This window comes from Exiguobacterium sp. BG5(2022) (assembly GCF_031844365.1).
GTDB lineage: Bacteria > Bacillota > Bacilli > Exiguobacteriales > Exiguobacteriaceae > Exiguobacterium > Exiguobacterium profundum.
Map to the genome: position 1 here is coordinate 56914 of NZ_JAUZVB010000004.1, position 12390 is coordinate 69303.

A 12390-nucleotide genomic window follows, 5' to 3' on the forward strand; every position below is an offset into this window, starting at 1 on the left:
TGTTTCCCCTTCTTTCTAATGGCTTATACGTTTCGCAACGCTTCAATCGGTTGCAAGTTCGAGGCTTTCCGGGCTGGGATGTAGCCGAATATGACTCCGATGATGACAGAGAAACCGAGTGCCAATCCGACGGTTGAACTTGCCAATGTAAACGGTACGCCCATGACGAGCGTCAGTCCAAAGGCGAGCAGTCCACCAAATAAGACACCGACGAGCCCTCCGAGCATCGAAAGCAGGACGGACTCAAACAAGAACTGTTGTCGAATCTTACCAGGCGTCGCACCGAGTGCTTTACGCAGTCCGATCTCGCTTGTTCGTTCGGTCACCGAAACGAGCATCATGTTCATGATCCCGATGCCTCCGACGAGTAAAGAAATCGAAGCGATGCCAACGAGGAGCATACTGAGAAGCGCATTGATTTGATCGATGGAAGCGAGCGCATCCTCAAAACTCGTTACTGTGAAGGCGTCACGTCCATTGAATGCGGTCGTCAGCTGTTGTGTCACTTCATCCTGTACGACAGCTGATGCACCCGATTCGGTATATAAGTCGAACGTGGCAATCGTCCCTTGATGAAACTGCGTCAGTGCAGTCGTCACAGGGATGACGATCGCCTCGTCTGTTGACATGGAAAATTCCGATGATGGCGCAAGCGTTCCAACGACGATGTAACGAATCCCACCAACAGAGATCTCTTCCCCGAGAGGAGAGGATGTCGGAAACGCCTCTTTCGCAATCGTTTCTCCGAGCAAGGCGACATGCGTCTGTTGATTAACGTCGAGTGGTGTCAATCCGCGCCCGGTTGCGACAACCGAATCGTCTTTGAAGAACGCTTCACTTTTCCCAAGAATGGTTTGCTGTTCCGTCTGCCCCGATACATATACATCGGTCATTTGACTCAATGTCGGGGAGATTGAGGCGACCCCCTCAATGGCTTCGAGCCGATCCATGTCCGCCATACTGACACCGGATTTCCCATCCTCTCCGATTTGAACGGTCATACGATCAGCTCCAAACGTCGCGACTTCATCGTTAATGGAATCGGTCACACCGGAAATGATCGTCATCAAGGCAATAATCGAAGCCGTCCCGATGACAATCCCTAAAATCGTCAAGAAGGAGCGCATCTTGTGACTGATGACCGTCAACCAAGCCATGCGTATATTTTCTCGAATCATCGCACCCGTTCCTCCTTTTCAATCTTCCCGTCACGCACATGTACGATACGAGTCGCTTCTTTGGCGATATCGATATCATGGGTAATCATGATGATCGTCTTTCCCTCCGCATGTAGCTCGTGAAAGAGCGCCATAATTTGACGACCGTTCGTTTGATCTAACGCACCCGTCGGCTCATCCGCGAGAAGAAGCGATGGATTCGTCACGAGCGCCCGAGCGATAGCGACACGTTGCTGCTGACCACCTGATAACTGATTTGGAAAGTGGTCCATCTTATCGCCTAATCCGACACGCGCTAACATCTGTCGAGTTCGTTCCTGTCTTTCCGCTTTTGAAGATCGTTGATAAATGAGCGGAAGTTCCACGTTCTCTCGAGCGCTCAACCGAGGAAGTAGATTGAATTGCTGAAAGATAAATCCGATGCGTTCGTTTCGAAACAGAGAAAGCTCCGTTTCGGACAATCCGGTCACATCCTTGTTCCCAAACCGGTAACGACCGCTCGAATAACCATCGAGACAACCAAGGATGTTCATGAGTGTCGACTTTCCAGAGCCGGATGGTCCCAAAATGGCGACGAACTCTCCTTCTTTCACCTCTAAATCGATTCCTCGTAATACGGTCTGCTGATTGTCACCCTCACCGTACGATTTGGTCAATTGTTCGACCGAGATGAGTGTCGTCATCATTGCCCACCTCCGATTCGTGGAGGCATCAACCCGCCACTCGTCGTCTCATCGAGTAAGAGTACTTCGGTCTCGTCTAATCCATCTTTGATCTCGACTCGACTTCCGTCTGTCAACCCAAGCTCGACCTGTTGTTTCACCGGACCCTCGTCTCCTTGCACATACACGTATGCATCCTCATCCTCAAACATGATGCTGTCGAGCGACAAGGTCTCTGCATCTTCAGCGCGATCGACGACTAGACTGCCTTCTAACGTCATCCCATTCCGTAAATTGTCTGTCTCAGGGAAAGTCACGGTCATCGCATAGCGAGCGGATGCGCCTGGTGTCGTCATCGGTTCAGCTTCCTCTGCGATGACGTCGATTGTTCCATCTACCTCGGTGTCGAGCGCCGTCACATAGATCGTCAACGCATCCCCTTCATTCACTTTGCCGATATCTCGCTCATCGACCATGAATCGACCTGTCGTCTCATCCCCGACTGCCGTGACCTGCCCCGCAAACGTGTAACGATTTTCAATCGTCTCAACCGCGACGGCTTCCGTTTTATAGTCGGTCGCATCCGGCATCAAGAAGACTCCAGCTCCTAATGTAAGGGCGAGCACACCAATCCCCATGCCCCATTTCACTTTTTTGTTCATCTTGTGTTCCTCCTTATTGTTGATATGTTAAGGATAAACACAAGTTGTAAACAAATTATAAACGCCTCTCGCGATAAACGAGAGGCGTTCACTTACGAAACGCGAACGTGCACGTGTAAGTTCCCATTTGCTTCAGTTGTCGTCTGGTATGCGTTCTGTACTGCCTCCAGATCATGCCAGGCGATGCGGTATGACTTTCCTCGCATTCCTTCAAACTCGAAGGCGAGATGTTGTAAATCCGACATGCCTAGGATACGGTCAAACGGTCTACCTGGACCATCCCATTCCAGTTGGTTCGCCGAATCCTTTAATACGAGGTCGAGTCCATGCATCACTTTTTCTTTGATCAATTGTCCATCCGCCGCAACACGCATCCCGTCTTGAATATCATGCATCCGACACGATTCGATATCATCAAACGGGATGGTGATTTCATCCCCGTTCGCAAAGTGAAGTGTGATTGTTTTTACGATCATCTTAAATTCCTACCTTCATCTAGACTCCGTCCTATGCTTCTAGCCTAACTATACAAAACTTTTTCCGATTCAGGGATGACATCTTTGTGGATGTGGCAAATCCGTAAATGCATGTTCGTTTCATTTAGAAACGGGAATAGAAGAGGTAGCACTCATTCTGTTTTTTGAAAATAACACTTCGGAAAGGCGGCGAATATATGCCATCAGTGGATAAGTCGGTCATCGTCATAGGCGGAGGGCTCGGCGGATTGTCAGCAGCCATCTCACTCGCTCAAAAAGGTTACGACGTCTCACTCTACGAAAAGAATGATCACATTGGCGGGAAAGTGAATCGGCTCGAACAAGACGGATTCGGTTTCGACCTCGGACCCTCAATATTAACGATGCCCCACATCTTCGACAAATTGTTCCGCGGAAGCGGGAAACGGATGGAAGACTATGTGTCCATCAAACGACTTGAGCTCGAATGGCGCTCTTTCTTCCCGGACGATACCGTCCTCGACCTCTACCATGACCTCGAACAAATGCAACGGGCGAATCCTTCCCTCTCTCGAAAAGACATGCAAGAATATCGTGAACTGTTGAATTATGCAGCGCGCATCTATAAGACGACCGAGAAGGGATACTTGGCCGAAGGGTTTGAATCCCCATTAGAAGCGGTCATGAAGACGGGGATTTTCCCAACGCTCTTTGGGTTCGATTTGACGTCGACGATGTATAGCGCCATCAAGAAGCGCATCAGCAATCCGCATCTTCGTGATATGCTGTCGTATTACGTCAAATATGTCGGGTCGTCTCCGTATAACGCACCCGCTGTTTTAAACATGATGATTTACATGCAGTACGCCCAAGGCTGTTGGTACGTCGAAGGCGGCACCCATAAGCTTGCGGAAGGCTTGACGAAGCTCGCCGAAGAAATCGGTGTGAAGCTACATACCGGCGAAGGCGTGGTTCGTGCCCATACGGTGAATGAGAAAGTGACCGCCATCGAGCTCGAGGACGGACGTCTCCGTTCCGCTGATTATTTCGTCTCGAACATGGAAGTCATCCCGTTCTATCAGAAGATGGTCGACGCGGACGAACAGTACGTCGACAAACTCGTCGATAAATACGAACCGGCAAGTTCCGGATTCGTCCTCCATCTCGGGGTGAAGAAAGCCTATCCTCAACTCGCGCACCATAACTTCTTCTTCTCCGAAAATTTGCATGAACAGATGGATAAAATCTTTGAGAAACATGAACTTCCGGACGACCCGACAATCTATCTCGTCAACGTCAACAAGACCGACCCGACCCAAGCGCCACCAGGACATGAGAACATCAAAATCTTGCCACACATTCCGTATATCCAGGATGTGCCGTTCACGGAAGAAGAGTACGCCGCTTTTGAAGAACGTGTACTCGACAAATTGGAACGAATGGGTCTCGATGGTTTGCGTGAACATACGGTGACACGTGATGTATGGACGCCCCATGATATCGAGCGGACGTATGGATCGGACCGAGGTGCCATTTATGGAACGGTCGCCGACAAGAATCGGAATGGCGGCTTCAAACATAAGAAACAGAGTGAACTTTACCACAACCTCTACTTCGTCGGCGGAACCGTCAATCCGGGCGGTGGCATGCCGATGGTGACATTGAGCGGTCAGCAAGTGAGCGACAAGATTGCGAAACGTGACAAAGTGAAATGATTTTCTTTCATCCCTCATTCGATATGAGGGATTATTTTTTTGAAACTTTTTCCAATAACCTTCCGTATATTGTGCTACGATACAAACAATCAAATAGACAAGCGGAGGAACAGGATGCATCAAATCACAAGTTATTTCTTTATGTATGCCAAAGTTGTCGTCACGGATAAAGTTCCATTCATTTGGACATTCGTAATCCCACTCGTTATCGCCTTGACGCAGTCATTTTCAGATATTCGCCAAGCAACGACAGCGGAATACTACCCAGGGCTCTCTTATTTCTGGGTGTATATTATTCTTGCTACATATGTGAACGGTGTCGGCATGGAGCTCGCTCGCATGCGCGAATACGGACTGATGAAGACGTACGTGATGATTTCCGGCAACAAACTGACATATGTCATCGCCGTCATCTTGGCGCAACTTCTATTCGCCTCCATCAGCTTAACTTTATTCACAACGGTCGTTACGCTCGTTCACGGGTTCTTCTCGTTCAAGTTGATTGCAACGTCTCTACTCGTATTGATTGGCAGTATCCCGTTCGCGGTTGCCAGTGTCGCCATCACGACACTTCCAGTGAAAGTATCGAGTCTCGGGACGTTCGCGAACATACTGATGTTCCCACTCTTTTTACTGGCAATCAAGTCACCTGATCAATGGTTCAGCTTCCTCAACCCGTTCTACGCGCTTCACGAATTCGCGCTCGGGTTGCTGCATCTGACGACTCAAGTCGAGCTCTCGTTCGGAGTATGGGCGACATTCCTTTCCATACTTGGTTACTTCATCATTGGTGCGATTGCGTTGAAACGCTTCAGTCTCGTCTCACTCATCACACGCTAGGAGGTTCTTATGCACGTAAACCAACTCACTTATCGCTATCCGAAAGCGGCACGTCCTGTTCTCGATGATGTCTCGTTCACACTGCAATCGAATAAACTGAACGTTTTGATTGGACAAAATGGTGCTGGGAAGACGACCCTGTTTGATTGTATGACCGGGGCACTTCCGGTCGACAAGACATCACTCGAACTCGTTCCAACGACGGACATGCTCTATTTGACGCAACTCATGTACAACCATCATGAGTTGACGGGGAAAGACTTCGCCTATTTCATCGGACGTCTGTCGCAACGTCCCGACTTCAAGAAACTCGAATCGTATATGAATAACCTTTCAACTTCTCGCGAACAAGAACTGTTCGAACATCTATGGACGATGAAGCTCGGGAAGATGTCGGTCGGGGAGAAGAAATGGCTCTTCGTGACGCTCTTATCTTCAATCAAACGTTCTCTCTATTTATTTGATGAGCCGACGAGCGGGGTCGACCCGGCATCCCGCATTCAAATCATGCGCCGTCTGCAACGCCTCGTCGACGAAGGCAAGACATGTCTCATCTCGACACACCAATTGCACGACTTGGCTCAGCTCGATGCTCACGTCATCTTCCTACACGATGGACGTATTTTATATGAAGGGGACTTTCAGGATTGGCTCAAAGAATCCGGAACGACCGATCCGGACGAAGCGTTCGTGCGAATGGTCGACACACCGCTCGATGATGTCGCGGTGACACGATGAATGACTCCTTTTGAGAACGACACCGGTTCACATTCTATACACTCGGGATGGTCGTCTGCGGTCTTCTCGTTGCCGATGTTCTCATGAAAAAACTCAGCCTCTGACGCGTGTCAGGGGCTGAGTTTCTGTTCTCGATGTGCGCGTCGTAATTCCCGATTCGTCACATGCTCCGGGTCCGCTTCACGCAGTTTACGGTCCATCGACACGTACAAGATGAGAAGCGGAATGATGCCAATCAATGCGACACCGAGTAGTTCTTGCATCGAATCGAATACGAACCACGTGAGGAAGGTGAATACACCAAGTGACACAAACATGGCGACGATGATTTGAAATTCTCGACGAACGAGACGTTGGTATTCCTCGTCTTCGTTAAATGTACGTAACAACTTCATCCGTCGCCACGCTTGATAAAGCATCGGCAATTGGGTCACGAGGAAAGAGAAGGCAACCGTCGTCACCGTGACACCGTTTATGACCGAAACAACGAGAAAGAGAAACAGGCCGATGATGCCAAATAGTGTGCTGATCCCTCGTGTGTCGAGATCCTGTTCGACCATTTTGGGGAGACGCTCTTGTTTATTCATCACGCTTCACTTTTTCGTTTTTTCCGTTGCAGCTGGACATGACCGAGTTCAACACCCGTCACGTGTAACGGATCGATTTCTTTTAATTTACGGTCGAAGCGAACACTTAAAATCAACAAGCTCAGGATTCCGATAAAAGCTGCGATGATAAATGTAAGTAATGTAATCCATTCAAGCTCTACACTGGCAATCAGCATGAGAAGAAGGAGCGGCTGAGCAAATTTAGATGCAAACTCGGAACGCACGAGTTGTTGGTAACGTGTGTTCTCATTAAATGAAAGAAGTAACTTTTTGCGATGCCAAGCGTGATACAGGAGCGGAACTTGTCCAACGATAATCATTGGTAACAATAAGAGGATGTCTGTCTTCCAAAAATATAAAAAGAAGAGCAACATGACGCCAATTAAAGGAATCACCATTTGTCTCTTTCGTTTTTCATCATCTTTCAACATCTGTTCTAATCTAACTTCATGGTCTACCATCGAATCCCCCTCGTGTGTGTTCTTTATTTTTCTATACGGAAACTATGCTCGATTAGTTTCATCCTCTACGCTTCTCCCGGTTCATCAATCCCAACAAACTCTCGACCACATGCTCGTCATCAATCTTTAGAATTTTCCAGTCAATCCATGACTCGAGAATGAGACAACTCGCAATCAGCGTCGCACAGCCAAGGCTTAACGTATCAAGCGATATGTACTTCAGTGCATAGAGCGCCATCATCGATATGACACCAATCAAGAGAATAAACTGAATCATGCCTTTTAGATAAATAAAGCGCTGGTACGTGGATGAGTCATTGAACTGTAAAAACAACTTGATTTTATGCCATGTCGCTACCAGAAGCGGCATGAGCATCGCCGCACAAAAGATGAATAGGGACAGGCTCATTCTTGAATCATTGAACATTAACCAAAGCGCTGTCACTACCCCTATGATGATCACTAGTAGCGGACCTTTTTTAGTCCATGCTTTGTCGTACAAGTATTCCATTCGTTCTTCACGTAACATCTAGCACCCCTCCAAAAGTAAAAAACATCCAATTTACCGATATCTATATCTTAACAATCTATAAGCAAACTTTCGAGGTTTTCCCATTAAAAAGGAAAAAGCATCTGACGATTGTCAGATGCTGATTAATTTGAATGCCGGCGAAGGAGTCGGAATAAAAAGATTCCAATCATCGTCAACAACCCTAAGTTTAGAATTGTCCATCCCATGTCCATCACTTGTTGCATATCATTACCCCCTTCTATCCTGTTCTTCTAAATTATACATGTATTTTCAAAAAAAAGATTCGGTCAAATTGTTCTTTTTATCCTTTTTTTCCTAATGAGTCAAAAGTTTTGGTTACATCTGGTCAATCAATGGAATAGAAGTCAACGGTTGTGTGCCCGATCTGTCATACTCAACTGAATCGACAGCAGCATGGACAAATTTGTTCAAAACGTGGAACTTTTTTAACGTTTAACTCGCTCGATTCATCGACGCGCGAGTTGGTTTTACCTTTCCACTCAACTGAAATACGAGCACCCCACCAACGATTAACACAATCCCGACGACCGTTTTCCATGTGAACGGGACGGCCGTCAATCCGAACCACCCTAACGTATCCCAGAGGAGCGCGAATAAGATTTGAGACACCATAACGATTGAGATCGCGTAACTCGGCCCGAGGCGCTCAACCCCTTGCGTTACACTCATGACGACCCCGACGCCGAGGATTCCGCTGAACCAGTACCATGTCTCCATCTCCTCTACTCGGAACAAGCCACCACCTTCTTGAAACAACCCAATGAGTAGCGATGCTAAAAATCCAAGACAGAGAACGAGCGTCGTCGTCGCCCATGCTCCGACACGCTTCTTGACGTTGGCGTTAAACGTGTTTTGCACACAGACGAGCATCCCGCCGAAGATGGCAAGCATCATGCCAATCACCATGATTCTCCCCTCCTATTCATAAATGCTCTCCCCGACAATCTCCAACAAACCTTCCCGATCGACGAGCGTGATTACCCGCCGATTTCGTTCAATCAATCCTGCCTCAACGAAACGCCGGAGCGTCCGATTCACATGACGATAACTCGTCCCAATCAAATCAGCGATATCCGTCAATTGGTCGACAGTCGAGCCGAGTGTTTGGTCATTCGGCGTCATCGATAACAGATAACTCGCCAAGCGCACTTCGACAGGGTAAAACAAGTTGAAGCTGAGTGATTGAGATTTTCGTTCAAATTTTCTTGTGATCTCTTCTAATAAATAGTGTAACCACGCAACATCGTGGTGGGCATGTCGAACCAAATCCTCGAAGCGAATGACAAGCATCTCGACTGACGTGACCGCCTCGACCGTATTCAAAAACGGGGTCCGCTGAATATATTCGATGTCCCCGATCAAATCGAGCGGATATTTGAAGGAGAGGACGAGGCGCTTCCCGGTAGCGGAAGTATGGGAAACGCGAATCTTCCCCTTCACTAAGAAACGGAGATGTTCTGCTTCATCACCTTGCGTACAGATGACGTCCCCCGGCTCGTATCGGACGAGCTGCAATTCGTTCTGCGCAGCGACAGGTAAGACAGTCAATTCAAATTGCTTCACATACGCGTCAACCATGTACGTTTCCCCCTACCATTTTAATAAGATGACCCCCGCGATCATCATAAGCACCCCAAACAACTGCATCCCGTTCAAGTTTCGGCGCACCATTCCAAACCAGCCTCGCCAATCGATGACAAGCGCGAGCGTCAGTTGCGCAATGAGAAACAACGAGATTGTCATCGTGACCCCGAGTTTATGGACGGCCGTCATATTACTGAATAAGATAATCGCCGCAAACGCTCCGCCAGATAAATAGAGCGGCTTCACGTGACGCATCTCGACATACGTGCGGTCGCGTAACGCCAACATGACGAGGAGCGCAACGACGAATCCAGTGAATTGTGTCAACGTCGCCGCTTGCCACGTCCCAATTTGCGAACTGATTCGGGCGTTAGCGACACTTTGCAACGTGAGAAAGAATCCCCCACTCATGGCGAACAGCACTCCTCGCATCGTTCTCCCCCCTTAAGATAAACGAATCAATACAATTCCAATGACCATGACAATCAGACTGATGATTTGCACACCAGTGACCGGGTTCTTCTTCGCTCCAAACCAACCGAAACGGTCAATCAGTAAGCTACCGCATAACAGTCCGACAATGACGATGATGACAGCGATTCCTGTCCCGACAATCGGTACGATGAGGACGTTTCCTCCGATGAAGAGCGCCCCAATGATCCCACCGAGCCAAATCCACCACGGTTGACCTTTCAGTTGACCGAGCGGAACGGGTTGGCGTGAGACGAGTAAAATGAGTAAGAGCGCCAATGTTCCGACAACGAAAGAGACCAATGCCCCTTTCAGAGCCGATTCGAGCACTGTTCCCAAATAGCCGTTAATGGCCGTTTGCGTGGCACTCATCATCCCAGTGAAAATCCCAAACAGTCGCCACAGGTTCAGATTCCCCGTGTCCGTTTCCATGGAGACGACCAGCTTGCCTCTTCGGCGGTTGAGCCAGTCGGATAAAGCGACCGTTCCGATGACTCCGAACAAGACGAGCACGACACCGAACAAACGAAGCGCCGTAATTGGGTGTTCGACAGAATTGAACCAACCGAAATGGTCAATCAACAACCCCATCAAAATCTGTCCAAAAATCGGCATGATGACCGTCTGGACACTCCCGAGTCTTGGGAACAGCAAGATATTTCCCGTTAAGAACAAGACCCCTAACAGTCCGCCAATCCACATCCAACCCGGACCTTCCTGAATCACCGAGCCGTCAAATCCAAATGACTGTCCGGTCAATAAAAGCAATAAGGACAAAAAGATCGTCCCGACAGTAAACGATAAAAAAGATGCAACGAACGGGGAGCCGACCACCTGACGCAAACGTGAGTTGACACTCGTCTGCATCGGCAATAAAATCCCAATCGTCAATCCAATCAAAATAGCTAACATGAATGTCTTCCTCGATTCTTCTAGTAGTTCTGTGTACATTGTCAGCTTACGCCTCCGTACCGAAGAAGAAAAGGACCGATGTCCTCAAACAAAAAACGAACCCTTCTCAGGTGTTCGTTTTGGACTCACGGAAGCGTTGATCGCGCGCTTCACGCAATTCTTTCCCTCGTACATGATGCGAATCGAGTGATTGTAAGTTTCGATTGATGACATAAGGTGCCAGAATCGACATCACACCGATTCCGAACAGCCCGGCAATCGCGACGACGGGAGACAACGAGTCGGCATAATAGGCAGCCAATAAGCTGATGGTCAATACGAAGCAGAGCCACTGGATGCCAAAGTCTGTATACACCAGACGTTGGTAACGCGTATCCTCGTTAAAGGTCAGGAGCAGTTTTGTTTTCCGCCACTCGAAACAGAGATACGGAAAGAAACTGATGAAGACGAGGAGTGGAGCGTAGAGTTTGGACTGCGTGGCAATCACGAGCGTCATCACAATTGTCGCGATGGCGATGCCCCACCCCCAACGCCAATGACTGTCATCTTGCTTCAGCAATTGTTCAATTCGCTTTTCTTTCGTCAGCATATGTACTCCTTTCATACGAACGGTAGTGCTTTGTCACCTCATCTCGTGTCGGTTGCTCCGGGTCGGCTTGTCGCAATTGTTGCACGGTCTGATAGTGCGTCCATGCTAACATGACGATGCCTAGACCGAAGATGACCCATGCGACAGGTGCAATCTGGAGACGACTGAAGAGAATCGCTGCTGTGACCGCTCCAATCCAGTAGGAATAGAGGCGATATAAGCGTTTTGTCAGTAGGATGCCTCGACCCACCGTGAAAATCTGTAAGACACGTCCTTCTTTGATCGTCAGCCCTATGAGTAGGACAGCCGTGAGGACCGAACCGATTCCCCATATCCACCATGTATCAAAACCGAGCACAAAACTGTTACAAAAAATGAGGGCTCCCGTGAGCCAAAGGTGAAGGGTTTGTCGTGACTGCCGATATCCTCCGATTACTTGAATCCGTTCTTTCTTTGTCATGAATCTTTACGACCTTTCCTTGAAATATCATCTAACGCATGTTTCAAACGTTCCCGGTTTGACCGAGCCCACTCGCCTGATGTGACGTGGTGCTCATCAAACGCGGACTGTTTTCGATCAATCCAAAGTGGAATCAATATGAGACACGGTCCGCCAATCAGGAGCGTCCAACTCATCCACGGTAAGATATCGATTCCGTTGAAATGCAAACCAATCAAAATCACAAACCATATCAAACTCATCAACATGACAGTAAAATCAATCCGCAACAATCGATGATAGCGTGTCGATTCGTTGAAGGATTGCTGCAGTTTCATCTTGTTCCATTCAAGCCATGTCGTATAGAGAAGTGCGACACCGGGTAAAAGAATGCTATACGGACTCCATGTCGAAAGAAAATAGATGGATACGCCTAGCATGATTACGCTCACGACGATGTTGAGACGAGTATATCGTTTCTCAAACTGTTCAATTCTTTCAAATCGCTCTGCTTTGTCCACGG

General features: G+C 48.3%; 17 protein-coding genes. 3 read left to right on the forward strand and 14 right to left on the reverse strand.

Annotated features, from left to right (window positions below):
* Positions 1–23: 23 nt before the first annotated feature.
* From Q9R25_RS13490 to Q9R25_RS13505, 4 genes are all read right to left on the reverse strand, one after another.
* Positions 24–1178 (reverse strand): ABC transporter permease, encoded by a 1155-nt coding sequence (locus Q9R25_RS13490; RefSeq protein WP_214691536.1) that lies wholly within the window; start codon positions 1176–1178, stop codon positions 24–26.
* Positions 1175–1861: an ABC transporter ATP-binding protein gene (locus Q9R25_RS13495; RefSeq protein ID WP_084543011.1), complete on the reverse strand. Its 687-nt coding sequence runs from the start codon at positions 1859–1861 to the stop codon at positions 1175–1177. Before Q9R25_RS13495 ends, Q9R25_RS13490 begins: the two co-directional genes overlap by 4 nt.
* Positions 1861–2502, reverse strand: coding sequence for an efflux RND transporter periplasmic adaptor subunit (locus tag Q9R25_RS13500; RefSeq protein WP_215244386.1), 642 nt, complete (start codon positions 2500–2502; stop codon positions 1861–1863). The genes Q9R25_RS13495 and Q9R25_RS13500 overlap by 1 nt, the downstream gene beginning before the upstream one ends.
* A gap of 92 nt (positions 2503–2594) precedes the next feature.
* Complete coding sequence (locus tag Q9R25_RS13505) at positions 2595–2978, reverse strand: hypothetical protein (RefSeq protein ID WP_214696954.1); 384 nt, start codon at positions 2976–2978, stop codon at positions 2595–2597.
* Between the two features lie 197 nt (positions 2979–3175).
* On the opposite strand from Q9R25_RS13505, the gene Q9R25_RS13510 reads away from it, so the two are divergent.
* The 3 genes from Q9R25_RS13510 (at position 3176) to Q9R25_RS13520 (ending at position 6250) form a co-directional block, all read left to right on the forward strand.
* Positions 3176–4672, forward strand: coding sequence for a phytoene desaturase family protein (locus Q9R25_RS13510; protein WP_311283271.1), 1497 nt, complete (start codon positions 3176–3178; stop codon positions 4670–4672).
* Between the two features lie 114 nt (positions 4673–4786).
* Positions 4787–5512 carry a hypothetical protein gene (locus tag Q9R25_RS13515; RefSeq protein ID WP_074034762.1) on the forward strand — a complete coding sequence of 242 codons (726 nt, stop codon included), beginning with the start codon at positions 4787–4789 and terminating at the stop codon, positions 5510–5512.
* A 9-nt stretch (positions 5513–5521) separates the two neighbouring features.
* Positions 5522–6250: an AAA family ATPase gene (locus Q9R25_RS13520; protein ID WP_074034764.1), complete on the forward strand. Its 729-nt coding sequence runs from the start codon at positions 5522–5524 to the stop codon at positions 6248–6250.
* Positions 6251–6360: 110 nt separating this feature from the next.
* Here Q9R25_RS13520 and Q9R25_RS13525 read toward each other — a convergent pair whose 3' ends face one another.
* The 10 genes from Q9R25_RS13525 to Q9R25_RS13570 all read right to left on the reverse strand — a co-directional run bounded on the left by Q9R25_RS13525 (position 6361) and on the right by Q9R25_RS13570 (position 12388).
* Complete coding sequence (locus tag Q9R25_RS13525) at positions 6361–6837, reverse strand: hypothetical protein (RefSeq protein WP_311283272.1); 477 nt, start codon at positions 6835–6837, stop codon at positions 6361–6363.
* Entirely contained in the window at positions 6837–7319 is a 483-nt protein-coding gene (locus tag Q9R25_RS13530) for a hypothetical protein (RefSeq protein ID WP_015880640.1), read from the reverse strand. Before Q9R25_RS13530 ends, Q9R25_RS13525 begins: the two co-directional genes overlap by 1 nt.
* A 58-nt stretch (positions 7320–7377) precedes the next feature.
* A complete protein-coding gene (locus Q9R25_RS13535; protein WP_214691542.1) occupies positions 7378–7848 on the reverse strand; it encodes a hypothetical protein in 471 nt (156 codons plus the stop codon).
* 456 nt (positions 7849–8304) lie between these two features.
* Complete coding sequence (locus tag Q9R25_RS13540; protein ID WP_159563432.1) at positions 8305–8778, reverse strand: DMT family transporter; 474 nt, start codon at positions 8776–8778, stop codon at positions 8305–8307.
* A 12-nt stretch (positions 8779–8790) separates the two neighbouring features.
* Positions 8791–9450, reverse strand: a complete 660-nt coding sequence (locus tag Q9R25_RS13545; protein WP_015880636.1) for a Crp/Fnr family transcriptional regulator — start codon at positions 9448–9450, stop codon at positions 8791–8793.
* A gap of 12 nt (positions 9451–9462) precedes the next feature.
* A complete protein-coding gene (locus Q9R25_RS13550) occupies positions 9463–9888 on the reverse strand; it encodes a DMT family transporter (protein ID WP_214691545.1) in 426 nt (141 codons plus the stop codon).
* A 12-nt stretch (positions 9889–9900) separates the two neighbouring features.
* Positions 9901–10839 (reverse strand): DMT family transporter, encoded by a 939-nt coding sequence (locus Q9R25_RS13555; protein WP_251028370.1) that lies wholly within the window; start codon positions 10837–10839, stop codon positions 9901–9903.
* A 106-nt stretch (positions 10840–10945) separates the two neighbouring features.
* The gene (locus tag Q9R25_RS13560; RefSeq protein WP_015880633.1) at positions 10946–11428 is read right to left on the reverse strand and encodes a hypothetical protein; all 483 of its coding nucleotides are present in this window, start codon (positions 11426–11428) and stop codon (positions 10946–10948) included.
* Positions 11403–11888, reverse strand: coding sequence for a hypothetical protein (locus Q9R25_RS13565; RefSeq protein WP_214691548.1), 486 nt, complete (start codon positions 11886–11888; stop codon positions 11403–11405). Before Q9R25_RS13565 ends, Q9R25_RS13560 begins: the two co-directional genes overlap by 26 nt.
* The gene (locus tag Q9R25_RS13570) at positions 11885–12388 is read right to left on the reverse strand and encodes a hypothetical protein (protein WP_214691549.1); all 504 of its coding nucleotides are present in this window, start codon (positions 12386–12388) and stop codon (positions 11885–11887) included. The genes Q9R25_RS13565 and Q9R25_RS13570 overlap by 4 nt, the downstream gene beginning before the upstream one ends.
* Positions 12389–12390: the final 2 nt, after the last annotated feature.

Coding starts and splice junctions, on each gene's coding strand:
- Q9R25_RS13505 (WP_214696954.1), bottom strand. CDS start 2,978: ATGATCGTAAAAACAATCACACTTCACTTTGCGAACGGGGATGAAATC.
- Q9R25_RS13520 (WP_074034764.1), top strand. CDS start 5,522: ATGCACGTAAACCAACTCACTTATCGCTATCCGAAAGCGGCACGTCCT.
- Q9R25_RS13500 (WP_215244386.1), bottom strand. CDS start 2,502: ATGAACAAAAAAGTGAAATGGGGCATGGGGATTGGTGTGCTCGCCCTT.
- Q9R25_RS13510 (WP_311283271.1), top strand. CDS start 3,176: ATGCCATCAGTGGATAAGTCGGTCATCGTCATAGGCGGAGGGCTCGGC.
- Q9R25_RS13495 (WP_084543011.1), bottom strand. CDS start 1,861: ATGACGACACTCATCTCGGTCGAACAATTGACCAAATCGTACGGTGAG.
- Q9R25_RS13490 (WP_214691536.1), bottom strand. CDS start 1,178: ATGATTCGAGAAAATATACGCATGGCTTGGTTGACGGTCATCAGTCAC.
- Q9R25_RS13525 (WP_311283272.1), bottom strand. CDS start 6,837: ATGAATAAACAAGAGCGTCTCCCCAAAATGGTCGAACAGGATCTCGAC.
- Q9R25_RS13550 (WP_214691545.1), bottom strand. CDS start 9,888: ATGCGAGGAGTGCTGTTCGCCATGAGTGGGGGATTCTTTCTCACGTTG.
- Q9R25_RS13535 (WP_214691542.1), bottom strand. CDS start 7,848: ATGTTACGTGAAGAACGAATGGAATACTTGTACGACAAAGCATGGACT.
- Q9R25_RS13545 (WP_015880636.1), bottom strand. CDS start 9,450: ATGGTTGACGCGTATGTGAAGCAATTTGAATTGACTGTCTTACCTGTC.
- Q9R25_RS13530 (WP_015880640.1), bottom strand. CDS start 7,319: ATGGTAGACCATGAAGTTAGATTAGAACAGATGTTGAAAGATGATGAA.
- Q9R25_RS13515 (WP_074034762.1), top strand. CDS start 4,787: ATGCATCAAATCACAAGTTATTTCTTTATGTATGCCAAAGTTGTCGTC.
- Q9R25_RS13540 (WP_159563432.1), bottom strand. CDS start 8,778: ATGGTGATTGGCATGATGCTTGCCATCTTCGGCGGGATGCTCGTCTGT.
- Q9R25_RS13560 (WP_015880633.1), bottom strand. CDS start 11,428: ATGCTGACGAAAGAAAAGCGAATTGAACAATTGCTGAAGCAAGATGAC.
- Q9R25_RS13565 (WP_214691548.1), bottom strand. CDS start 11,888: ATGACAAAGAAAGAACGGATTCAAGTAATCGGAGGATATCGGCAGTCA.
- Q9R25_RS13555 (WP_251028370.1), bottom strand. CDS start 10,839: ATGTTAGCTATTTTGATTGGATTGACGATTGGGATTTTATTGCCGATG.